General features: G+C 68.1%; 18 protein-coding genes. 10 read left to right on the top strand and 8 right to left on the bottom strand.

Annotation, left to right across the window (positions count from 1 at the left end; genetic code table 11):
* The first annotated feature begins 2 nt into the window (after nt 1-2).
* From treS to treY, 6 genes are read left to right on the top strand one after another with little or no spacing between them, the layout of a single operon-like run.
* Nucleotides 3-3,440: a maltose alpha-D-glucosyltransferase gene (gene treS, locus AC3WUF_RS15730; RefSeq protein WP_492427285.1), complete on the top strand. Its 3,438-nt coding sequence runs from the start codon at nt 3-5 to the stop codon at nt 3,438-3,440.
* Complete coding sequence (glgB, locus tag AC3WUF_RS15735) at nt 3,433-5,646, top strand: 1,4-alpha-glucan branching protein GlgB (RefSeq protein WP_492427287.1); 2,214 nt, start codon at nt 3,433-3,435, stop codon at nt 5,644-5,646. Before treS ends, glgB begins: the two co-directional genes overlap by 8 nt.
* The gene (glgX, locus tag AC3WUF_RS15740) at nt 5,639-7,873 is read left to right on the top strand and encodes a glycogen debranching protein GlgX (protein WP_492427289.1); all 2,235 of its coding nucleotides are present in this window, start codon (nt 5,639-5,641) and stop codon (nt 7,871-7,873) included. Before glgB ends, glgX begins: the two co-directional genes overlap by 8 nt.
* Nucleotides 7,870-9,675, top strand: coding sequence for a malto-oligosyltrehalose trehalohydrolase (gene treZ, locus AC3WUF_RS15745; protein ID WP_492427291.1), 1,806 nt, complete (start codon nt 7,870-7,872; stop codon nt 9,673-9,675). Before glgX ends, treZ begins: the two co-directional genes overlap by 4 nt.
* Nucleotides 9,672-11,738 carry a 4-alpha-glucanotransferase gene (gene malQ / locus AC3WUF_RS15750; protein WP_492427293.1) on the top strand — a complete coding sequence of 689 codons (2,067 nt, stop codon included), beginning with the start codon at nt 9,672-9,674 and terminating at the stop codon, nt 11,736-11,738. Before treZ ends, malQ begins: the two co-directional genes overlap by 4 nt.
* The gene (gene treY / locus AC3WUF_RS15755) at nt 11,735-14,605 is read left to right on the top strand and encodes a malto-oligosyltrehalose synthase (protein ID WP_492427295.1); all 2,871 of its coding nucleotides are present in this window, start codon (nt 11,735-11,737) and stop codon (nt 14,603-14,605) included. The genes malQ and treY overlap by 4 nt, the downstream gene beginning before the upstream one ends.
* Before the next feature lies 1 nt (nt 14,606).
* Here treY and AC3WUF_RS15760 read toward each other — a convergent pair whose 3' ends face one another.
* Entirely contained in the window at nt 14,607-14,849 is a 243-nt protein-coding gene (locus tag AC3WUF_RS15760; protein WP_492427297.1) for a hypothetical protein, read from the bottom strand.
* A gap of 117 nt (nt 14,850-14,966) precedes the next feature.
* Here AC3WUF_RS15760 and AC3WUF_RS15765 point away from each other — a divergent pair, with 117 nt between their 5' ends.
* The gene (locus tag AC3WUF_RS15765; protein ID WP_492427299.1) at nt 14,967-15,203 is read left to right on the top strand and encodes a hypothetical protein; all 237 of its coding nucleotides are present in this window, start codon (nt 14,967-14,969) and stop codon (nt 15,201-15,203) included.
* A gap of 26 nt (nt 15,204-15,229) precedes the next feature.
* Here the strand turns inward: AC3WUF_RS15765 and AC3WUF_RS15770 are convergent, their stop codons facing one another.
* Nucleotides 15,230-15,418 (bottom strand): hypothetical protein, encoded by a 189-nt coding sequence (locus tag AC3WUF_RS15770; RefSeq protein ID WP_492427301.1) that lies wholly within the window; start codon nt 15,416-15,418, stop codon nt 15,230-15,232.
* Between the two features lie 3 nt (nt 15,419-15,421).
* Nucleotides 15,422-15,703, bottom strand: a complete 282-nt coding sequence (locus tag AC3WUF_RS15775; RefSeq protein ID WP_492427303.1) for a hypothetical protein — start codon at nt 15,701-15,703, stop codon at nt 15,422-15,424.
* Nucleotides 15,704-15,946: 243 nt separating this feature from the next.
* On the opposite strand from AC3WUF_RS15775, the gene egtB reads away from it, so the two are divergent.
* Together egtB and egtD are read left to right on the top strand one after the other, a co-directional pair.
* Nucleotides 15,947-17,242: an ergothioneine biosynthesis protein EgtB gene (gene egtB, locus AC3WUF_RS15780; RefSeq protein ID WP_492427305.1), complete on the top strand. Its 1,296-nt coding sequence runs from the start codon at nt 15,947-15,949 to the stop codon at nt 17,240-17,242.
* A gap of 1 nt (nt 17,243) precedes the next feature.
* Complete coding sequence (gene egtD, locus AC3WUF_RS15785) at nt 17,244-18,257, top strand: L-histidine N(alpha)-methyltransferase (RefSeq protein WP_492427307.1); 1,014 nt, start codon at nt 17,244-17,246, stop codon at nt 18,255-18,257.
* Nucleotides 18,258-18,331: 74 nt separating this feature from the next.
* On the opposite strand, the gene AC3WUF_RS15790 is transcribed toward egtD, so the two are convergent.
* On the bottom strand, nt 18,332-19,240 hold the full coding sequence (locus tag AC3WUF_RS15790) for a BON domain-containing protein (RefSeq protein WP_492427309.1): 909 nt from the start codon (nt 19,238-19,240) through the stop codon (nt 18,332-18,334).
* Nucleotides 19,241-19,338: 98 nt separating this feature from the next.
* A complete protein-coding gene (locus tag AC3WUF_RS15795; RefSeq protein ID WP_492427311.1) occupies nt 19,339-19,785 on the bottom strand; it encodes a CBS domain-containing protein in 447 nt (148 codons plus the stop codon).
* 248 nt (nt 19,786-20,033) lie between these two features.
* On the opposite strand from AC3WUF_RS15795, the gene AC3WUF_RS15800 reads away from it, so the two are divergent.
* Nucleotides 20,034-20,843 (top strand): TOBE domain-containing protein, encoded by an 810-nt coding sequence (locus AC3WUF_RS15800; protein WP_492427313.1) that lies wholly within the window; start codon nt 20,034-20,036, stop codon nt 20,841-20,843.
* A gap of 145 nt (nt 20,844-20,988) precedes the next feature.
* Here AC3WUF_RS15800 and modC read toward each other — a convergent pair whose 3' ends face one another.
* The 3 genes from modC to modA are packed head-to-tail and all read right to left on the bottom strand — an operon-like array spanning nt 20,989 to nt 23,113.
* On the bottom strand, nt 20,989-21,633 hold the full coding sequence (gene modC / locus AC3WUF_RS15805) for a molybdenum ABC transporter ATP-binding protein (RefSeq protein WP_492427315.1): 645 nt from the start codon (nt 21,631-21,633) through the stop codon (nt 20,989-20,991).
* On the bottom strand, nt 21,620-22,327 hold the full coding sequence (gene modB / locus AC3WUF_RS15810) for a molybdate ABC transporter permease subunit (RefSeq protein ID WP_492427317.1): 708 nt from the start codon (nt 22,325-22,327) through the stop codon (nt 21,620-21,622). Before modB ends, modC begins: the two co-directional genes overlap by 14 nt.
* 6 nt (nt 22,328-22,333) lie before the next feature.
* The gene (gene modA, locus AC3WUF_RS15815; protein WP_492427319.1) at nt 22,334-23,113 is read right to left on the bottom strand and encodes a molybdate ABC transporter substrate-binding protein; all 780 of its coding nucleotides are present in this window, start codon (nt 23,111-23,113) and stop codon (nt 22,334-22,336) included.
* Between the last annotated feature and the right edge of the window lie 78 nt (nt 23,114-23,191).

Genomic DNA, 23,191 nt, shown 5'->3' on the forward strand with positions numbered 1-23,191 from the left:
CGATGCTATCGCCGACGCCGACCGTCACGTTCGCCAACGATCCGCTCTGGTACAAGGACGCGGTCGTCTATCAGCTGCACGTCAAATCGTTCTTCGATGCGAGCAACGACGGCATCGGCGACTTCGCCGGCCTGATCGAGAAGCTCGACTACATCGCCGATCTGGGCGTCAACACGATCTGGCTGCTGCCGTTCTATCCGTCGCCGCGGCGCGACGACGGCTACGACGTCTCCGCCTATCGCAGCGTGCATCCGGACTTCGGCCCGATGGCGGACGTGCGCCGCTTCATCGCCGAGGCGCACAAGCGCAATCTGCGCGTCATCACCGAACTCGTCATCAACCACACTTCGGACCAGCATCCCTGGTTCCAGCGCGCACGCAAGGCCAAGCCGGGCAGCAAGGCACGCGATTTCTACGTCTGGTCGGACAGCGACCAGCGCTACTCCGACACGCGGATCATCTTTGTCGACACCGAGAAATCCAACTGGACCTGGGATCCGGTCGCGAACGCCTATTACTGGCATCGCTTCTACTCGCACCAGCCCGACCTGAACTTCGACAACCCGCGTGTCATCGACGCGGTGCTCGGCATCATGCGTTTCTGGCTGGCGATGGGCGTCGACGGCCTGCGCCTCGACGCAGTGCCGTACCTGGTCGAGCGCGACGGCACCAACAACGAGAACCTGCCGGAGACTCACGCGGTGCTCAAGCGCATCCGCGCCGAGATCGACGCGACGTATCCGGGGCGCATGCTGCTCGCCGAGGCCAACCAGTGGCCGGAGGATGTGCAGCATTACTTCGGCACCATGGACGACACGTCGAAGAGTGCCGCCAAGCCGGCGGTCCCCTGGAAAGGCGACGAATGCCACATGGCGTTCCACTTTCCGCTGATGCCACGCATGTACATGGCGATCGCGCAGGAAGACCGCTTTCCGATCACCGATATCCTGCGCCAGACGCCGGAGATTCCCGACAACTGCCAGTGGGCGATCTTCCTGCGCAACCATGACGAGCTGACGCTCGAGATGGTGACCAATCGCGAGCGCGATTACCTGTGGGACACCTATGCGAAGGATCGCCGCGCACGGCTCAACTTCGGCATCCGCCGCCGTCTCGCGCCGCTGGTCGACCGCGACCGCAAGCGCATCGAGCTGCTGAACTCGCTGCTGCTGTCGATGCCGGGCACGCCGGTCATCTACTACGGTGACGAGATCGGCATGGGCGACAACATCTATCTCGGCGACCGCGACGGCGTGCGCACGCCGATGCAGTGGTCGCCCGATCGCAACGGCGGATTCTCGCGCGCCGATCCGGAACGTCTGGTGCTGCCGCCGATCATGGATGCCCTGTACGGCTACCAGACCGTCAGCGTCGAGACCCAGCAGCGCGATGCGCATTCCCTGCTGAACTGGATGCGCCGCATGCTGACGATCCGCAGCCGCTGCCGCAGCTTCGGCCGCGGCAGCCTCAAGCTGCTGAGCCCCGGCAACCGGCGCATCCTCGCGTACCTGCGCCTGCCGCGCGACGAGCTGGATACCGAGCAGCCGATCGTGCTGTGCGTCGCCAACATGGCGGGCAGCGCGCAGGCCGTCGAACTGGATCTGGCGCGCTATGCCGGCCTGGTGCCGGTCGAGATGGTCGGCGGTTCGACGTTCCCGCCGATCGGCCAGCTGCCGTATCTGCTGACGCTGCCGCCGCACGGCTTCTACTGGTTCATGCTCGCCAACACCGAGCGCATGCCGGACTGGCACAGCGTGCCGCCGGAACCGATGCCGGAATTCCAGACGCTGGTGCTGCGCGGTCCGCTCAAGGATCTGCTCGACGAGCCGCTGCGCGGCGTGCTCGAGAACGAAATCCTGCCGTTGTACCTGCCGCGCCGCCGCTGGTTCTCGGCAAAGCACGAGGCCCTGCACGCGGTACGCATCGTCGGCGCGACGCCGCTGCCGCACCCGCGTCGCGAGCTGCTGTTGCTCGAGATCGAAGTCGCCAGCGATGGCGGCCAGCGTTACCTGCTGCCGGTCGGCCTGTTGCCGGAAGACGAGGCGATCACCGCCATTCCGCAACAGCTGTCGCTGGCACGCGTGCGGCGCATCAACCAGGTCAGCTTCCTGACCGACGCGCTGGCGATCGACGGCCTGGCGCACAGCATCGTCGAGCTGTTGCGCGAAGGCGCCTCCATCGATACCGGCAACGGCTCGATCCGCTTCGAGCCGACCTCCGCGCTCGGCGGGGTCAGCGTCGCCGCGAATGCCGAGGTCCGCCGTATCGCGACGGAGCAGTCCAACTCCTCGCTGGTGATCGGCGAGCGGATCATGCTCAAGCTGTTCCGCCGCTTGACGCCGGGCGTGCATCCGGAAGCGGAGATGGGCCGCGTGCTGACCGAACGCGGCTATCCGAACGTCGCGCCGCTGCTCGGCCAGCTGCATCGGATCGATGCGCAGGGCGAGCCCTGCGTGCTCGGTATCGCGCAGGCGTTCATCCACAACCAGGGCGACGCCTACTCGCATGTGCAGGGCGTTCTGCAGCGGGCGATCCGCGAGTACGACTCGCTGCCGGCGGACGGTACCAAGGAGATTGCGCGTGCGCGTGCGGAGCTGAGCCGCTTCGCCGAAACGCTCGGCAAGCGTCTCGGCGAGATGCACGCCGTGCTCGCCGCGCCGCTGTCGGATACCGAGGCCGGTATCGACGCGGACGCGAGCTTTGCGCCCTGCGCGGCGAACAGCCAGGCCTGCCAACGCTGGGGCGCCAGCGCACTGGCGCGGCTCGGCGAAGCCTATCGCCACGTCGATGGCCTGCTTGCGGCGCAAGCGGTGCCGCCGGACGCGCGTGGCGAACGCCTGCGTCAGGACATCGAGCGCTTGCGCCAGCTGCGGCCCGACTTGGAGCGGATGATCGACGGCCTGTGGCCGCGCCTGACCGGCGGGCTGCGCATCCGCACGCATGGCGACCTGCACCTGGGGCAGGTGCTGGTCGCGCAGGACGAGGTCTATTTCGTCGACTTCGAAGGCGAGCCGGCGCGGACGCTCGCCGAGCGCCGCATGCGCAACAACCCGCTGCGCGATGTCGCCGGCATCCTGCGGTCCTTCGACTATGTCACCGCGGTCATCGAGCGCTCGCTGGACGCCGGCAAGACCGAAGACGACGCGCGCCGCACGCTGCTGCTCGAGATCCGCGACAGCATGCAGAACGCTTTCCTCGAAGCCTGGCGCGCGCATGCGCCGCTGCAGGGCTGGAACTGGGACGGTGCCGACGCGGTGGCGCTCGATCTGTTCCTGATCGAGCGCAGTGCCTACGAAATCGGCTACGAAGCCGCCAACCGACCGGGCTGGATCGACGTGCCTTTGCGCGCGCTGCTCGACATCGCCAGCCGGCTGCTGGTCCCGCAACAGGCCGGCGAGGCATCCAGCAGTCCGGTGACGAGAGAGCCCGACGATGGTTGATGCCGAACTCAAGCTGGACGGCGACGCCGCGCGCGCACTGGCCGATGCCACCAGCGCCGATCCGTTCGCGCTGCTCGGCCCGCACGGACGCAATGGCGCCCGCGTGATCCGCGCGTTCGTGCCCGGCGCGCAGGCCATCGACGTGATTCCGTCCAGCGATCCGCAGGCGGCGTTCGCGCTGCAGCCGGCGCAGGTGCCGGGCCTGTTCATCGGCGCGGCCAACGGCGTCGACGATTACCAGCTGCGGGTGCGCTGGCCGGCTGGCGAGCAGCAGCTGGCCGATCCCTACGCCTTCGGCCCGCTGCTCGGCGAGCAGGACCTGTGGTACCTGCGCGAAGGCAGGCATCGCCATCTCGGCGATTGCCTCGGCGCGCATGTGATGGAGATCCGCGGCATCGGCGGCGTGCGCTTCGCGGTGTGGGCGCCGAATGCGCGGCGGGTTTCGGTGGTTGGCGATTTCAACAGCTGGGACGGCCGCCGCCATCCGATGCGCCTGCGCGCCGACGCGGGTATCTGGGAGCTGTTCATCCCCGGGCTCGGCGCCGGCGCCGCCTACAAGTACGAAGTGCTCGGCGTCCATGGCCTGTTGCCGCTGAAGGCCGATCCGGTCGCCGCGCAGATGGAAGCCTCGCCGGGCACCAGTTCACTGGTCGCCGACCCGACGCCGTATCCCTGGACCGACGCCGCGTGGATGAACAGCCGCGCGCGCCGCCAGTCGCCGCAGTCGCCGTTGTCGATCTACGAACTGCATGCCGGCTCCTGGCAGCGCCCCGGCGGCCATGCGCCGGACTGGGACGCGCTCGGCGATCTGCTGATTCCCTATGTCTCCAGCCTCGGCTTCACGCACATCGAGCTGATGCCGGTCAGTGCGCATCCCTTCGGCGGCTCCTGGGGCTACCAGCCGCTTGGCCTGTTCGCGCCGCATCCGGTCTACGGCGAGCCGGCGGCCCTGAAGCGCTTCGTCGATCGCTGCCACGCGCAGGACATCGGCGTGCTGATCGACTGGGTCCCCGCGCACTTCCCGGCCGACACGCATGGCCTCGCGCGCTTCGACGGCACCGCGGTGTACGAGCACGAGGACCCGCGCGAAGGCTTCCATCACGACTGGAACACGCTGATCTACAACTTCGGTCGGCACGAGGTCAGCGGCTTCCTGATCGGCAGCGCGCTGCACTGGCTGGAGCACTATCACATCGATGGCCTGCGCGTGGATGCGGTGGCTTCGATGCTGTACCGCGACTACTCGCGACCGGCCGGCGAGTGGATTCCCAACCGCTACGGCGGCCGCGAGAATCTCGAAGCGATCGCGTTCCTGCGCGAGCTCAACCAGACCGTCCACGAGCGCTTCCCCGGCGCGCTGATGATCGCCGAGGAGTCGACCGCGTTCCCCGGCGTCACCGCGCCGGTGGCCGAAGGCGGCCTCGGCTTCTCGTACAAGTGGAACATGGGCTGGATGCACGACACGCTGCGCTACATCGGCCGCGATCCGGTGCACCGCGCCTACGCGCACAACGACATCAGCTTCGGCCTGGTCTATGCGTTCTCGGAGCGCTTCGTGCTGCCGCTGTCGCACGATGAGGTGGTGCACGGCAAACACTCGATCTTCGGCCGCATGCCGGGCGACCTGTGGCAGCGCCACGCCAATCTGCGCGCCTACTACGGCTTCATGTGGACGCATCCGGGCAAGAAGCTGCTGTTCATGGGCAGCGAGTTCGGCCAGACCACCGAGTGGAACCACGACCGCGAACTGGACTGGGCGGTGCTCGAGCCGCAGTCCGAGGATGCGCCGCTGCACAGCGGCGTCCAGCGCCTGATCCGCGATCTGAACCAGCTCTACAGCGCCGAGCCGGCCTTGCATGTCGATGACTGCGATGCCGGCGGTTTCCGCTGGCTGATCGGCGACGACCAGGTCAACAGCGTCTACGCCTTCCTGCGCGTCGCGCGCGACGGCAGCCAGCCGCCGGTGCTGGTGGTCTGCAACTTCACGCCGGTGCCGCGCAACGACTACCGCATCGGCGTGCCGCTCGCCGGCCGCTGGCATGAGCGGCTCAATACCGACAAGGCCATCTACGGCGGATCGGACTATCCGATCGCCGAAGTGCTGACCGCGGTCGCCGACCCGGCGCATGGCGAGCCGTACTCGCTGAGTCTGTGCCTGCCGCCGCTGGCGACACTGATCCTCAAGCCGGGGGCGCAAGGTGGCTGACATCGTCCCACGGCTCGATCGCTCGACCGCGCATGCGCTCGGCCCGCACTGGGACGGCCGCGGCACTCACTTCGCGGTCGTCGCGCCGAATGCGGACAAGGTCGAGCTGTGCCTGTTCGACAGCCCGCACCGGCACGAGTCGGCGCGTTACGAGATGGACGATTGCACCGACGGCGTCTGGCGCGGCTATCTGCCCGGCTGCCGGCCGGGCCAGCTGTATGGCTATCGCGTCTACGGCGCGTACCAGCCGCGCCAGGGCCATCGCTTCAATCCGTACAAGCTGCTGATCGATCCCTACGCGCGCCAGCTCGCCGGCGAGCTGCGCTGGCACGATGCGCTGTACGGCTATCGCATCGGTTCGCCGCGCGCGGATCTGTCGTTCGACCGGCGCGACAGTGCGATCTACGTGCCGAAAGGCGTCGTCACCGCCGATGCCTTCGACTGGGGCGCGGACCGGCCGCCGCGGATTCCCTGGACCGACACGGTCATCTACGAGATGAACCTGCGCGGCTTCACCAAGCTGCGCAAGGAAATTCCCGAGCACGACCGCGGGACCTTCGGTGCGCTCGGACGCGCCGACACGGTCGACTACCTGCGCCGGCTCGGCGTCACCGCGGTGGAGCTGATGCCGATCCACGCCTTCACGCGCGACCGTCATCTGGTCGAACGCGGCCTGACGAACTACTGGGGTTACAACTCGCTGTCCTGGTTCGCGCCGGACTCGCAGTACCTGTCCGACGATACGCTCGGCCAGATCAAGTGGGCGGTGCAGCGCCTGCACGCGGCGAACATCGAGGTCATTCTCGACGTGGTCTACAACCACACCGCCGAAGGCAGCGAGCTGGGCCCGACGCTGTCCTGGCGTGGCTACGACAACGCCGGCTACTACCGCCTGCGCAGCGACGAATCGCGTTATGGCGTCGACGACACCGGCTGCGGCAACACCGTGGACTTCTCCAACCAGCGCACGATCCAGATGGTCATGGACTCGCTGCGCTACTGGGTCTCGGAATTCCATGTCGACGGTTTCCGCTTCGATCTCGGCGTCACGCTCGGCCGCGAAGCGAGCGGCTTCGATCCCAACAGCGGCTTCTTCGATGCGCTGATGCAGGATCCGTTGCTGAGCCAGGTCAAGCTGATCTCCGAACCCTGGGACGTCGGCCCCGGCGGCTATCAGCTCGGCAACCATCCGGCCGGCATGGCCGAGTGGAACGGCCGCTACCGCGACGACGTGCGGCGCTACTGGCGCGGCGATCCGGCGTCGCGCAGCGCGGTCGCCGCGCGCCTGCTCGGCTCGGCAGACCTGTTCGATCACCACCGGCGCCGGCCGTGGGCCAGCATCAACTTCGTCACCGCGCACGATGGCTTCACGCTCAACGATCTCGTCAGCTACGCCGAGAAGCACAACGAGGCCAACGGCGAAGACAACAAGGACGGCAGCAACGACAACCTCAGCCATAACTGGGGCGTCGAAGGGCCGACCGACGATGCGCAGATCGCCGGCCGCCGGGACCGGCTCATGCGCGGCATGCTGACGACGCTGCTGGTCTCGCACGGCACGCCGATGATTCTCGCCGGCGACGAGTTCGCGCATACGCAGAACGGCAACAACAACGCCTACTGCCAGGACAACGAGACGACCTGGCTCGACTGGAGCCAGCTCGACAGCGATCGCGGCAGCGCGATGCACGACTTCGTCTGCCGCTTGATTGCGCTGCGGCGCAGCTTCGCGCCGATGCACGGACCGCGCTTCATGCACAGCCGCACCGAACCGGCGCCGGGCCTGCGCGACACCGACTGGTTCGACGAAGCGGGCCGGCCGCTGAAGGCGCAGGACTGGGACAACGGCTTCGCGCGTCTGCTGACATTGCGGCGCGCCGTCACCGATGCCGACGGCGGCGTCGACATCGCCCTGCTGCTGTTCAATGCCGACGACCAGGCGCACCAGTTCCATCTGCCGGTGCCGGAGGTTCTGCAGGACGTGCTGCGCTATCGCCTGCTGCTCAACACCGCCGAGCCGGAACGCAAGAACGATCTGATCGATGGCGATCACTACCAGCTGGCCGACAAGAGCGTCGCGCTGCTGGTCGCCCATCTCGATGTCGAACAGGTCATGCAGGCCCAGCGCCAGGTGCAGGCCGCCGCCGGCACCGCCGCGGTCGAGGCGGTGGCCGTCGCCGAGGACGAGTCCGTCGTCGAGCCGGCGGTCGCCGAGGACGAAGCGTGAACTGCCGCCAGCATGTGCCGCTGACCTACGGTGCCGACTTCGGTGCCGACGGCCACACCCGCTTCCGCCTGTGGGCGCCGGCACAGACCGCGGTCCAGCTGGAGATCGACGGCCGCCCGCCGCTGCCGATGGATGTGTCCGGCGACGGCGAGTTCGAAGCGGTCGCCCATTGCCGCCCCGGCGATCGCTATCGCTACCGCCTCGACGACGGCCTCGCGGTGCCGGACCCGGCATCGCGCGCCCAGCTCAGCGACGTGCATTCCGACAGCGTCGTCGTCGATCCCTGCGCCTACGTCTGGGAACACACGCGCTGGCGCGGCCGGCCCTGGCACGAGACGGTCATCTACGAATTGCATGTCGGCGCCTGCGGCGGCTATGCCGGCGTCGCGCAGCTGCTGCCCTGGCTCGCCGAACTCGGCGTCACGGCAGTCGAGCTGATGCCGGTCGCCGACTTCCCCGGCCAGCGCAACTGGGGCTACGACGGTGTGCTGCCATACGCGCCGGACCGCGCCTATGGCACGCCGGACCAGCTCAAGGCACTGATCGACCAGGCGCATGGCCTCGGCCTGATGGTGTTTCTCGATGTGGTCTACAACCACTTCGGACCGGACGGCAATTACCTGTCGTCCTACGCGCCGCAGTTCTTCCGCGACGATCGCTCGACGCCCTGGGGTTCGGCGATCGACTTCCGTCGCGAGGAAGTGCGCGTGTACTTTGCCGACAACGCGCTGTACTGGCTGCAGGAGTACCGCATCGACGGCCTGCGCTTCGACGCCGTGCATGCGATCGAGGACGAAGGCTGGCTGACCGAACTGGCGACGCTGCTGCGCGGCGCCGTCGAGCCCGGCCGGCATATCCATCTGATGCTCGAGAACGATGCCAACGATGCGGCGCCGCTGCAGCGCGATGAAGTCTCCGGCTACGACGCGCAATGGAACGACGACTTCCATCACGCCGTGCATGTCCTGCTGACCGGCGAAGACGACGGCTACTACCGCAACTTCGCCGACGCGCCGGTGCAGCACCTCGCGCGCTGCCTCGCCGAAGGCTATGCCTATCAGGGCCAGTACTCGCCGAGTCACGGCGAGCGGCGCGGCACGCCGAGTGCCGGGCTGCCGCCGCAGGCCTTCGTCAACTTCCTGCAGAACCACGACCAGACCGGCAACCGCGCGCTCGGCGAGCGGCTGACGACACTGGCCGACCGCGAGGCGCTGCATGCGGCCACCGCGCTGCTGCTGCTGGCGCCGCAGATTCCGCTGCTGTTCATGGGCGAGGAGTGGGGCAGCGAGCAACCGTTCCGCTATTTCACCGATCACAACGCCGCGCTGGCCGAGGCGGTCCGCAATGGCCGGCGCCAGGAGTTCGCCGAGTTCCTGAGCCGCCACACGCGCCAGGCACTGCCCGATCCGAATGCGTTGGAAAGCTTCGCGGTATCGAAGCCCGGCTTCGATGACAGCCGTCCGGCGCCGGGCGAAGCCGGCGCGCAGCGTCTGCAGCAGTTCCGCGAACTGCTCAGGCTGCGCCATGCGGCGCTGATTCCGCGCCTGCAGGATCCGCGCCTCAACAGCACGGCGAGAACCGCGGCGCTCGGTTGCGAAGTGATCGGTGCCGCCGCCGTCTGCGCGCGCTGGCGCCTGGCCGACGGCGCGGTGCTGACGATCGCGTCGAACTTCGCCGCCGATGCGATCGACCTGCCGCCGGTGTTCGGCACCCTGCTGTACGACAGCGCTGCCGACCGGCCGGCGGCGCCCCACCAGCTGCCGGGCCGCTGCACGCAGGCCTGGCTGGAGATCGGCGGATGAGCGACTCGCGCCTGCAGGAACTCGCCCGCGTCAGCGGCCTGAGCCCGCAGTGGACCGACTACCGCGGCCGGCCGCAGGTTGTCGCCGACGACGTGCTGCGGCTGATCCTGCAGGCGCAGGGCATTGCCTGCGCGACCGCCGGGCAGATCGACGCCAGCCTGCGCCAGCTGCGCGAGGAAGTGCGTTCCGGCAGCATGCTGATCGCCGATGCCGGCGTGCCGGTCGTCAGGCCAGCCGCGTTCAACGGGCGCGGCCATTTCCAGGTCCGCTTCGAGGGCGGCTCCACGCAGGACTACAAGCTCGACATCAACGAGCCGCTGCCCGCACTGCCGATCGGTTATCACCGGCTCGTCGGCAGCGACGGTCAGGCGATCGATCTGACGATCGCGCCGCAGCGCTGCTTCACGATCGCCGATATCGGCGGATCGCCGCAGCGCAAACTGTGGGGCCTGGCGACGCAGGTCTACGCGCTGGCCGCGGCCGGCGATGGCGGCATCGGCCACTTCGGCAGCGTCGGCGCGCTCGCGCGCGCCGCGGCGGCGAGCGGCGCGGATGCGATCGCGATCAGCCCGGTGCATGCCGGCTTCGATGCCTATCCGGATCATTACGGGCCGTACTCGCCGTCGAGCCGCTTCGCCCTCAATCCGGTCTACGCGGATCCGCTCGCGGTATTCGATGCCGGCGCCGTGCAGGCCGCACTCGCGGCTGCCGGGCTCGGCGCCGAATACGCCTTGCTCGAAAGCCTGGAGCTGATCGACTGGCCGCGCGCGACGCGCGCGCGCGCGCGGCTGCATCGAGCGTTGTACGCGCAGCTGATGAACAGCGACGCACCGCCGCGCGCCGACTTCGAGGAGTTCCGCCGCAACTGCGACGCCAGCCTGCAGGCCCATGCGCGCTTCGAGGCGCTGCACCGTCATTTCGTCGAGCGCGATCCGCCGCTCTACGACTGGCGCCGTTGGCCGGACGAGTATGCCGACGCGACCAGTCCGGCCATCGAGCGCTACGCCGAACAGCATGCCGATGAGGTCGCCTATCACCTGTTCCTGCAATGGCTCGCCGACCGCAGCCTCGCCGATGCCCAGCGCCAGGCGCGCGAAGCCGGCATGGCGATCGGCCTGATCGGCGATCTGGCGATCGGCACCGATGCCGCCGGCAGTCATAGCTGGAGCCGGCGCAGCGACATGCTGATGGGTCTGAGCGTCGGCGCGCCGCCGGACATGCTCAATGCGATCGGGCAGAACTGGGGCCTCGCGGCGATGTCGCCGCTCGCGCTCAGGCAGAACGGCTACGCCGCCTTCATCGAACTGCTGCGGCGGAACATGCGCAACGTCGGCGGCATCCGTCTCGATCATGTGCTCGGCCTGCATCGCCTGTGGCTGGTGCCGGACGGCGGCAAGCCGACCGCCGGCGCCTACCTGCAATACCCCTTCGAAGACCTGTGCCGGCTGGTCGCGCTCGAATCCTGGCGTCATCGCGCGATCGTCATCGGCGAAGACCTCGGCACGATTCCGGAAGGTTTCCGCGCGCAGCTCGCGGCGCGCGGCATCCTCGGCACCGACGTCATGTGGTACGTCCGCGAGCACGGTCTGTACAGCGATCCGCGCCGCTGGCCGTCGACCGCCGTCGCGATGGCCAGCACGCACGATCTGCCGACCGTTGCCGGCTGGTGGCAGGGCCGCGATCTGCAGTGGCGCGGCGAACTCAAGCTCTACGCCGAGGACGACAGCGCCGAAGCGGCGCTGGCCGAACGGCAGATCGACAAGGCCGCATTGTGGGCCGCGTTCGTGCATGCCGGCATCGTCGACGGCCCGGCGCCGGACGACATGAACACGGTCGAGATCGCCGCCGCGGCGGCCGCATTCATCGGCCTGAGCCAGGCGCCGCTGGCGCTGCTGTCTATCGAGGATGCACTGGTGCAGACCGAGCAACCGAATATCCCCGGCACCAGCGACGAGCATCCGAACTGGCGCCGGCGTCTGCGCGATCCGCAGGCGCAGCTGCGCGAACGCGCTGAAGTGCGGGCGCTGCTGGCGGCGCTGACCGCGGCGCGGGCACGCGCATGAGCCGGCCGCTGCGCAAACTGCCGGTGACCGCCGTCCTCGCCGCCGAGCGCCTGCCGCGCATGCGCAGCGGAGAGTGCCCACGGGCGACGGCGCGTCTGCAGCTGACGCCGAGCTTCGGCTTCGACGCGGCACTCGAACTGCTGCCTTATCTGGAACGGCTCGGCATCAGTCATGTGTTCGCCTCGCCGATCCTGACCGCGCGCCAGGGTTCGACGCATGGCTACGACGTCATCGACCACCACACCGTCAGCGCCGAACTCGGCGGCGAAGCCGGGCTGCATCGGCTGGTCGGCTGTCTGCGCGCGCGCGGCATGGGGCTGATCGTCGATATCGTGCCGAACCACATGGCGGTCGGCGGCAGCGACAACCGCCGCTGGCTCGACGTGCTCGAGTGGGGCCGCGACAGCGACAACGCCGAGTTCTTCGACATCGACTGGGATGTCGACGATCCGGTGCTGCGCAACCGCGTGCTCGCACCGTTCCTCGGCAAGCCCTACGGCGAGGTGCTGGCCGACGGCGAGCTGAAGCTGGAATTCGATGCCGTCCGCGGCCGTTTCCATGTGGCCTATTACGAACATCACTTTCCGATCGCGCCGCCGCACTATCCGCTCCTGCTGCGCAGCACCGGCCTTGAATCGCTGGCGGCGCTGTTCCAGCCGATTGCCGGGCGCCGTACGCGCGGCGGGCGCCGGCAACTGTTCGAGAGCGGCTGCGCGGCCTTGTCCGCCGCGGCCGCGGAGACGCAGACGCGGCAAGCCATCGACGCCCTGTTGCGGCTGTACCAGGCGGACCAGCGCAACGGCGCCGAGCGCCTCAACCGCCTGCTGGAGCAGCAGCACTACCGTCTGTCCTGGTGGCGCACCGCCGGCGACCAGAACAACTGGCGGCGCTTCTTCGACATCACCGGACTAGCGGCATTGAGGATGCAGGACTCGGCGGTGTTCGAGGCGGTGCACGAGACGACATTCCGGCTCTACCGCGAGGGCCTGATCGACGGCCTGCGCATCGATCACGTCGACGGTCTCGCCGATCCGCGCGGCTACTGCCGGCGTCTGCGCGCGCGGCTCGAACTGCTCACCGCGGATCGGCCGGGCAGCGCGCCGTCCGGCCCGCCGTATCTGGTCGTCGAGAAAATCCTCGCGCCCGGCGAACGGCTGGCACGCGACTGGAACATGGACGGTACGTCCGGCTACAGCTTCATGAACGACGTCAGCGCGCTGATGCATGACGCCGCCGGCGAAGCCGCGCTGACCGGCCTGTGGCGCACGCACAGCGAAGGCGGCAACTTCGCCGAGGAAGAGCGCAAGGCGCGGCGGCGCATTCCGCAGGATCTGTTCTCGGCGGAGTTCAGCGCCTGCGCCCATGCGCTGCATGCGATCGCGCGCGCCGATCCGCGCTGGCGCGACTGGTCCTTGGCGGCGATCCGCAGGGTGCTCACCGAAATCCTGGTCCACTTTCCGGTCTACCGCACCTATGTCGATGCGCGCGGTCGCAGCATGGCCGACGCGCAGATCATGAAGCGCGTCGTCGCCGATGCGATGGACGGCGTACGCCCGGGCGAGCGCGCGCTGCTGGAGCTGGTCGATCGCTGGCTCGGCGCGGAGCCGCCGCGCTCAGCGCCGACGGTGCAGGGCCGTCGCGCGCGCCTGCGGGCGCTGGCGCGCTTCCAGCAGCTGACCGCGCCGGTCGCCGCGAAGTCCGTCGAGGATACGGCGTTCTATCGTCACGGCCGCTTGCTGTCGCGCAATGAAGTCGGCGCCGATCCCGGCCAGTTCTCGATGACGATCGCCGACTTTCATCGCAGCAGCGCCGAACGCCAGCTGCGTTATCCGCGCGCCTTGCTCGCCACCGCGACCCACGATCACAAGCGCGGCGAAGACGTTCGCACCCGCCTGAGCATGTTCAGCGAAAGGCCGCGCCAGTGGGCCGCCGCCAGCGCGCAGTGGACGCAGATGAACCAGCCCCTGAAGACGCTGGTCGACGGCGTCGCCGCGCCAGACGACACCGACGAATACATCCTCTATCAGATGATGGTCGGTTGCTGGCCGCTGCAGCTCAACAACCCCAAGCGCAAGGACAAGGAACTCGCGAACTTCGCCGAACGCCTGCGCCAATGGCATCGCAAGGCGGTCCGCGAAGCCAAGCGCCACTCGGGCTGGCTCGATCCGTTCATCCCTTACGAGGATGCCTGCGACGCATTCGTCCAGGCGCTGCTCGATCCGCTACGCAGCCAGGCGTTCCTCGCGTCGATGCAGGCCTTCGTCGATTCGATCGCCGCCGGCGGCGCGATCAAGAGCCTCAGCCAGACGCTGCTGCGGCTGACGACGCCGGGCGTGCCCGATCTGTACCAGGGTGCCGAGTTCTGGGATCTGAGCATGGTCGATCCCGACAACCGCCGCGAGGTCGACTTCGCGGCCCGCGTGCGCAGCCTCGATGCGAGCGGTCCGACCGTGGCGCAGCTGCAGAACTGGCGCGATGGCGCGATCAAGCAACGACTGATCGCGCGCGGCCTGGCGCTGCGCGCGCGCCATCCGGAGCTGTTCGATCTCGGCAACTACCAGCCGCTGGAAATCCGCGGCCCGCATGCGAACCATTTTCTGGCCTTCGCGCGGACGCATCGCGACCTGTCGATGCTGGTCATCGTGCCGCGCCTGGTCGAAGGCCTGATGGGTGATCCCGCGGTGCTGCGTCTCGACGCGGCGCAGCTGGCGGGCAATCAACTCTCCCTGCCGCGCACGCTGATCGGGCGCAGCTGGAACTCCGCGCTCGATGACGCCGGCGCGGCGCCGGGCTTCGATGCGGCGTCCGTCGATATCGCGCCGCTGCTGAATCCCTGGCCGCTGGCGCTGCTCTGCAGCCGCGCCTGATTCAACCGGTCTTCGGCACGCGGATGCGCGGCTTGTCCTGCCGATTGCGCAAGGGTCGATCGGCAATCTCCGGCTTGGGTTCGGCATCCGGCGCGGGCTCCGGCGGTACTTCCGGCGGGCGCGGCTTGATCTCCGCGTCCAGCGACGGCTCCGGTGCCGCCGGTTCCTCGGGCGCCTCGTTCAATGCGGGTCCGCCGGCAGGCTTCTTCGGCGGCGCTGTGGGGCGAACGGTCTTCCGGCTCATGGTCTGAATCTCCCAGAGAATGTTGCGGCGATGCATTCAAGCAGCAGTTCGCGTGCCCGCCGCGGCATGGGCACGATTCCTGCCGCTGCGTGCCGACACGATGACGGAGCCTTTCCCATGAACACGCTCGCCGGCGGCAAATCGCCCGTTCCTCATTCGCCGGAACCCGACCGGCCGCGCGATGCGCCCGATCAGGACTTGCCGGGGCAGGACGACGATCCCGTGATCGCGCCGCTGCAGGAGCGCAAGGAACGCGACGCGCAGCGGCATCTGCAGCGCGAAGGCACGCGTCACGAGCCGAGTCCGCCGCAGGTCGACAAGCCGCAGCTCGATAAACCCCAGGTCGACAAGTAGCGATCGCGCTCAGCGACGCGGCTCGATCACGGCTCGATCAGGGCGGCCATCCGCGGGCGCAGCCGCCGCGCCAGTGCGCGCGGCAGACGCTCGACGATGGCCAAGGCGGCAAAGCCGATCATCATCCGCAGGAAAGGCCCGCTGTCCGGATAGGCGTTGGCAGGCGGCTCGCGTCGATCGGGCTGCGCTTCGTGCACTGTGCGTTCGGTCCGCATCGCCTAACCCAGCGAGATGGCGATGACGATCAGCAGCGCGGCCGTCGCGCCGCCCAGCACCACGGCAACCGTATAGGCCTCGCTCCAGCGCCGCGCCTGTGCAGCGGACAGCGGGGTCGCCGGCACGCCGGTATCGAAGGCGGCCTCGGCCGGATACTGCGCCGCCCGTCGTCGACGCGCGACCTTGATGCTCAGAACGACACCGGCCGCCGCGATGGCCGACAGCAGTGCAAAGCTGACGATCAGCAACGTGGCGGCGGCGGATGCCAGGGTCGGCTCATCCATGCGAAGTCTCCTTGAATGCCTGCCCATTGGGAATCAGGAATCGTTCCTGCGCCGCCTGCGGGTGGAAATGCCTCATGGCCCATGCATTTCGCAGCGCGCGGTGGCGTGGCAAGGCGCTTCGCAATAGATCAAAAAGCGGCTGCGCCGCAGGCATCTGGCGGGCATGGCGATTGCGACTCGGCGTTCGCCTGAGATTCATCCATCAGGGCGACCTCGACAGAACAAGCATGGAGGAGTCCGCAGATGCCCGTCACCGCTTTGCGCAAACCGGATCTTCAGTTCAGCGACGACAGCACCGGCGTCACGCCGGTTGTCGCGCGGCTCAACGCCGCGCTGGCGCAGCGCTATGCGGCGATCCGCGCTGCCACGCTCGCGCTCTGCGCCCCGCTGTCCGTCGAGGACGCCGGCGCTCAGAGCATGCCGGACTCAAGCCCGGCGAAATGGCATCTGGCACACACCACCTGGTTCTTCGAAACCCTGGTGCTGAGCGAGTCATCGGCGTATCGCCCCTACGATGCGGCTTACGCGCGCCTGTTCAATTCCTACTACCAGCAACTCGGCAAGCCCTGCGCACGCGCGCGCCGCGGCCTGCTGACGCGACCGGCGTACGAGGATGTGCTGCGCTATCGCGCGCACGTCGATCGCGAGATCGACGAATTGCTCGGCGAGCTGCATCCGGCGTCGCAGCTGTGCCGGATGATCGAGCTGGGCCTGCAGCACGAGCAGCAGCATCAGGAACTGATCCTCACCGACATCAAGCATCTGTTCTGGCGCAACCCCTTGCGTCCGGCTTACGCCGAAGCGCCGATCGACGCCGGCGCGCCGGCGGAGGTGATCCCGCTGACCTGGCAGTCGGGCCCCTGCGGCGTCGTCGAGATCGGTCACGACGGCCAGGGCTTCGCCTTCGACAATGAAGGCCCGCGGCATCAGGTCGTGCTGACCCCGCATGCGATCGCATCGCGGCCGGTAAGCAATCGCGAATTCCGCGCCTTCATCCAGGACGGCGGCTACCAGCGTCCGGCGCTGTGGCTGGATGCCGGCTGGAGCTGCGTGCAGCAGCGCCGCTGGAAGCGCCCGCTGTACTGGAACCGATCGCTGGACAGCGCATTCACGCTGCATGGCGAGCAGCCGCTCGACGGCGATGCCGCCGTCTGCCACCTCAGCTACTACGAAGCCGACGCCTATGCGCGCTGGGCGCAGGCGCGCCTGCCGACCGAGGCCGAATGGGAAGCGAGCGCGGAACTGGCGCGCGGCGGCGAGAGCGCCACCGAGGCTCGGCTGCATCCGCGAACCGCCTCTTCGCAATGGTCCGGCCAGGTCTGGACCTGGACCTCAAGCGCGTATCAACCGTACCCGGGCTACCGATGCTGGTCCGGCGTGATCGCCGAGTACAACGGCAAGTTCATGTGCAACCAGATGGTGCTGCGCGGCGGCTCCTGCGCGACGCCGCCCGGACACACCCGCAGCAGCTACCGAAATTTCTTCCATCCTCACGCGCGCTGGCAGTTCTCCGGCGTGCGCCTCGCCCGGGATCTTTGACATGCGCTACGACCAGAACATCAGTCCGACCCCTCGCGCGAATCCCGCGCAGCGAGCCCAGCGCGTGCTGGACCTGCCGCCGCCGTCGGCGCGCGAGCGCGACCTTGCCGAGATCCTGCATGGCCTGTCTCTGCAGCAGAAACGCCTGCCGACGCGCTTGCTCTACGATGAGCAGGGCTCGAACTGGTTCGAGGCGATCTGCGACCTGCCCGAGTACTACGTCACCCGCGCCGAGATGGCGCTGCTCAGCGGGAACCTCGGCGACATCGCCGGTTTCATCGGCAGCGATGCCGCGTTGATCGAGCCCGGCGCCGGCTATGGTTCGAAGGCGCGGCTGCTGTTGCAGGCGATGCAGCGGCCCCATCTCTACGCGCCGATGGACATCGACGACACGGTGCTGCGCCGCTGCGAGATCGTCACCCGCTGCGCGTTTCCGAATCTGCGCGTGGCGCCGATGCATGGCGACTTCATGCAGTCCTTCGTCGTGCCGGCCTCGATCCAGGCGCGCCAACGCGTGGTCTACTTTCCGGGTTCGACGATCGGCAACTTCGACCCGGCGTTCGCCGGCCAGTTGCTGCAGCAGTTCCGCCAGGCCGCGGGCGCCGGCAGCCGTCTGCTGATCGGCGTCGACCTGCGCAAGAACGCGGCCGTGCTGCGCAGCGCCTACGACGATGCGCAGGGCGTCACCGCGGCGTTCAACCTCAATCTGCTGAAGCGCCTCAACCGCGAGTTCGATGCGCACTTCGATATCGGCGCCTTCAAGCACCGCGCGATCTACGACAAGAAGCTGCACCGCATCGAGATGCACCTGGTCAGCCGTTACGCACAGCTGGTACGCATCGGCCGCCGCTGCGTGCGCCTGCGCCGCGGCGAGACCATCCACACCGAGAACTCGTACAAGTACCTGCCGACGCAGTTCGCGGATCTGGCGTCGGACGCCGGCTGGCAGTGGATGCGCCTGTGGATGGACGACGAACAGCGCGTCGGTCTGCTGGGCTTCAGCGCGGTCGAGTGATCCGCAACTGATCGGCAATGAAAGTGACGCCGCCTGATGCTGGCGGCGTCACTATTGCGGACTGCGTGGAACGATCAGTGCTTGGCCGAGCCCGAGGATGAAGACGGCCTGCGCGCGCCGCCGTTGTTGCGATCCTCCAACCCGCTCGCACCCTGGCTCTGCAACGGGCCGCTGTCGCGACTGACGCGGATACGGTTCTCGACATCGTTGACGCCGATGCACTGCTCGGCAATGTCCTCGATGCGATGCTTCATCCGCCGTTCCGGCACCGTGCCTTCGAGGATCACCGTGCCGTTCTTCGACTCGATCGTGACCTCGCTGAGGTCGATGTCGTTGGCGTGGTACAGATGCCCGCAGACGTCGTCCTTGATGCGCTCGTCGGAACGCGTATAGCCCTTCGGCGTCTGGCGCCCGTAGCGATTCTCCGCCGTGCCGGTGTCGTAGAAGCCATAGCTGGACAGCCGCGACACGGTGCTGCCGTCCGCCGCGTATCGCCGCGGGTCGTCATTGTTCCAGTTGCGCTCGTTGGCGTGGCGCGGGCTGCGCTGGGCATTGCCCAGATAGCTGCCGTCGTCATAGGCATTGCTGCGCCAGCCCTGCGGATGATCGGGGCGATCGTAGCGCGCACCTTCGCGGTTCCAGTCGCGCGGTTCGTTCTGCTGGTGGTCGAAATGGCGCTGGTCGGCGCCGTACGGCGCTTCGCGGTTGCCCGAATAGGCATACGACTGACCGTAACGCGACACGTCCTGGCGCGGCGCATCGGGATAGCCGTAGCGATACGGTTCGGCCCAGGGCGCGGAGCGCGCCGTGCTGTAGCCGTGCGGATAGCGGTCCGCCTCGCGCTCGTCGAAGAGATCGTCCGCGAACTGCTGGAAGTTCTCCGGCTCGTCGTGACGGCCGAACTGGCGCGACCGCGGATCGTTCGACCGCGAGTGGCGCTGGTCGCCTTGACCGCGGTGAGATTGACGCTGTTGTCTGTTCATGGGAATGCCTCTTTAGGTCTGTGGAAGGGCCGGATCTGTCGAGGTAAGTCCGGCGCGCGGAGGGCAGCATCAGGCGTGCCACCCTCTCGCCGATGGGATCAATGGGTCTGTTGCGACTGATTGTGCAGACCGCCCTGTCGCGAAATGGCGCCGAGCGCCTTGCCGGTCGCGGTCGCGGTGGACTTGTTGCTGGCGAGATCGCCGAGCGCAACGATGCCGACCAGGCGTTTGCTGCGATCGAGCACCGGCAGGCGGCGCACCTGGTTGTCGCCCATGTTCTCGGCAATGTGCTTGACGTCTTCGTCTTCGAAGCAATAACGGATGTCCGCCGTCATGACGTCGCGGATGGGGGTGTCGGCATCCAGGCCTTCGGCGACGGCGCGGACCGCGATGTCGCGATCGGTGATCATGCCGATGAGGCGGTCATCCGCGCCGACCGGCAATGCGCCGATGTCCATCGCCGCCATGACCTGCGCGGCTTCGCGGATGCTGCGGTCCGGAGAGATCGTTCGCACGTCGCGGGACATGCATTCGCTGATCTTCATAGTGTTCTCCTGCTGATCGTCGGAACCGCTGCCCGGACGGCCCCGCATTGAATGGCGCCAGAACTGGCGTGGGCGCTTGCAGGGCCGCAAGGCGCATGCCGGTCGGGAGCAATCGCAGAGAACGTGGGAGAGACCGCGTGTCTCCTGGCGCGAGTCTGCAAAGTGCCTGTCGCTTCGGCACTCCACTGCAGCTTGCATTGGCAGCGTTCGCAGGCAACATAGGTGCTCAAGACACTAGGAAATCGACGATGCCGCGCAGAACTCCTCAGCTGGGCAGTGAGCTCACCCTCGACGCCGGCGGCGGCAAGGCCTTCAAGAAACGCTGGATGGATCTGCTCGCTTGCCTGCGCGACGAGAGTTCGATCACTGCGGCGGCCAAGCATGTCGGCCTCAGCTACAAGGCCGCGTGGGACGCGATCGCGACGATGAACAACCTGTCCGGCCAGACCCTCGTCGAGCGCAGCGTCGGCGGCAAGGGCGGCGGCGGCGCGAAGCTGACGAAGCAGGGCCTGCGTCTGGTCGAGACCTTCCACGCCGTCGAGGCGGAGAATGCGCGCTTCGTCGAGCGGGTGAATCGCCGCGTGCGCGATCGCGCCGATCTGCAATCCCTGGGGAGAATGACGATGATGACCAGTGCCCGCAATCATTTCTCCGGCAAGGTCTCGCGGCTGACGCGCGGCGCGGTCAACGACGAGATCGAGCTGAAGCTGCCCGGCGGCGATCGCATCGTCGCGGTCATCACCCATGAAAGCACCGAGACGCTGGGGCTGAAGAAGGGCGCCGAAGCAATCGCGCTGATCAAGGCCTCGTGGATCATCGTCGGGGTCGACGACGGCAAGGACGAGCTGAAGATGTCGGCGCGCAACTGCCTGCGCGGCAAGGTCAGCCAGCTGACCAAGGGTGCGGTGAACACCGAAGTGATCATTGAGCTGAAGGGCGGTCAGTCGGTCGCGGCAATCATCACCGATGCTTCGGTGAAGTCGCTCGGTCTCAAACTGGGCAAGCCGGCCTGCGCGATCTTCAAGGCGTCGAGCGTGATTCTGGCGGTGGCGGCTTAGGCGCCTGCGGCGCGCCCCTCACCCCGGCCCTCTCCCCGCGTGCGGGGAGAGGGAGGATGGGCCTTTGTTCCTTCTCCCCGTTCACGGGGAGAAGGTGCCCGGAGGGCGGATGAGGGGCCGCGGCGAGCGCGACGCTCTCCGTGAATCAACCAGAAACCTTCAGCTCCCCATCCTCCATCTGCATCACGCGATCGGCCAGATAGTCGACCTCCGCGATCGCGTGGCTGACATAGATCATCGGAATGCGCGTCTCGTCGCGGACGCGCTTGAGGAACGGCAGGATCTGCTGCTTGAGGCGCTGGTCGAGCGCGGCGAGCGGCTCGTCGAGCAGCAGCAGGCGCGGCGAATAGAGCAATGCACGGCCGAGTGCGACGCGTGAGCGTTCGCCGCCGGACAGCTGCGCGGGCCGGCGCTCAAGCAGCGCGCCGATCTCCAGCAGCTGGGTGACCTGTTCGAGGTGGAAGTGGCGTTCGGCTTGCGCGAGGCGGCGGTAGCCGTACAGCAGGTTGTCGCGCACGCGCAGGTGCGGAAACAGCTGGCCGTCCTGGAACACCAGGCCGAAGTGCCGCTGCCAGGGCGGCACGAAAATATGCTGCGCGGCATCGGCGAGCACTTCGCTGTCGAAGCGGATCTGCCCGCGCTCCGGCTTGAGCAGACCGGCCAGCAAGGCGAGCAGCGTGCTCTTGCCGCTGCCGGAAGGGCCGCAGATACCGGTCACGCCGCTGCCGAAGTCGGCGCGCGCCTTGAGGCGGAAATCGCCGCGGCGGAATTCGAGATCAACGTCGAGCATGGTCGGTATAGCCCAGGCGACGTTCCGCATGCCGGTTGGCGATGTGCGCGATCAGCAGTGCTGCCGCCGCAAGCAGGATCGACAGCGCCGCGAGCCGCCACGCCGCCGCCTCGCCATCCGGCACATGCGTGTACGAGTAGATCGCCAGCGGCAGCGTGCGGGTCTCGCCGGGGATGTTGCCGACGAAGGCCATCGTCGCGCCGAACTCGCCGAGGCTGCGGCTGAAGCACAGCACCGCGCCGGCGAGGATGCCTGGCAGCGCCAGCGGCAGCGACACGCTGAGGAACACGCGCCAGGGCGTCGCGCCGAGCGTCGACGCCGCCTGTTCAAGCCGCTGGTCGATCATGCGGAACGCGAGGCGCACCGGTTGCACCAGCAGCGGAAAGGCCATGACCGCCGACGCCAGCACCGCGCCTTTCCAGGTGAAGGCCAGCACGATGCCGAACTGCGCTTCCAGCCAGCGGCCGACGATGCCCTGGCTGCCGAGCAGCAGCAGCAGCAGGTAGCCGGGCACGACCGGCGGCAGCACCATCGGCAGCTGGACGAACATCTCGACCAGCAGCTTGCCGCGGAACTCGCGCCGCGCGAGCAGCCAGGCGCAGCCGACGCCGAGCGGCAGCGACAGCGCCGTCGACCACAGCGCGACCTTCGCCGACAGCTGCAGCGCGACCCATTCGTCGGGCGTCAGGCCCATGCCGGCTCAGGGTTTGAGCGGCACGAAACCGTAGCGTTCGAAGACTTCGCTGGCGGCGGCGGTGCCGAGGTAATCGAGAAAGGCGCGGGCATCCGGCTGGGCGGTGGTGACGAGCGCGAAAGGATAGACGATGGGCGTGTGCGTGTCGGCGGGGAAGCGGCCGATGACCGTCACTTTCTTGCTGATCGCGGCGTCGGTCGCATAGACGATGCCGGCCGGGCATTCGCCGCGCTCGACGAAGGCCAGCGCGGTGCGCACGTCGTCGGTGCCGACAATGCGCGGTGCGAGGGCGGCCCACTGGCCCAGCGCGCTCAGCGCCTGCTTGGCGTAGGTGCCGACCGGCACGACGTCCGGCTCGCCGGTGCACAACTTGCCCTTGAACGCAGCCGCCAGATCGAAGCCCGGCTTGAGGTCCACCGCGAACTCGCGCCCGGCCGGGGCGATCAGCACCAGTGCGTTGCCGAGCGGCTCGCGACGCGAGGCGGTGTCGATCTTCTTGCGCTCGGCGAGGTAGTCCATCCAGCGGCGGTCGGCCGAGGCGAACACATCCGCCGGCGCGCCGTTCTCGATCTGCTTCGCCAGTGCCGACGACGCCGCGAACACGAGTACCGGTTTCGGGTGGCCGGCCTGCGTCCACAGCGCGGCGACATCGGTCATCGCATTGGTCAGGCTCGCTGCCGCGTAGACGCGCGCCGGCGCTTCCGCCTGGGCGGAAAACGGCAGCACGGCAAGGATGAGCAGGCCGCGCAGCAGGGCGCGGAAACTTGTCTGGGGATGTAAAGGCATGGGGACGTCGCTTGCAATGGATTCGCTATATACCGTTATATATAGCGCTCATTCTGTCAATCCTCTTCCAACGCCGAT

It is taken from the genome of Fontimonas sp. FW305-C-3 (assembly GCF_058783185.1).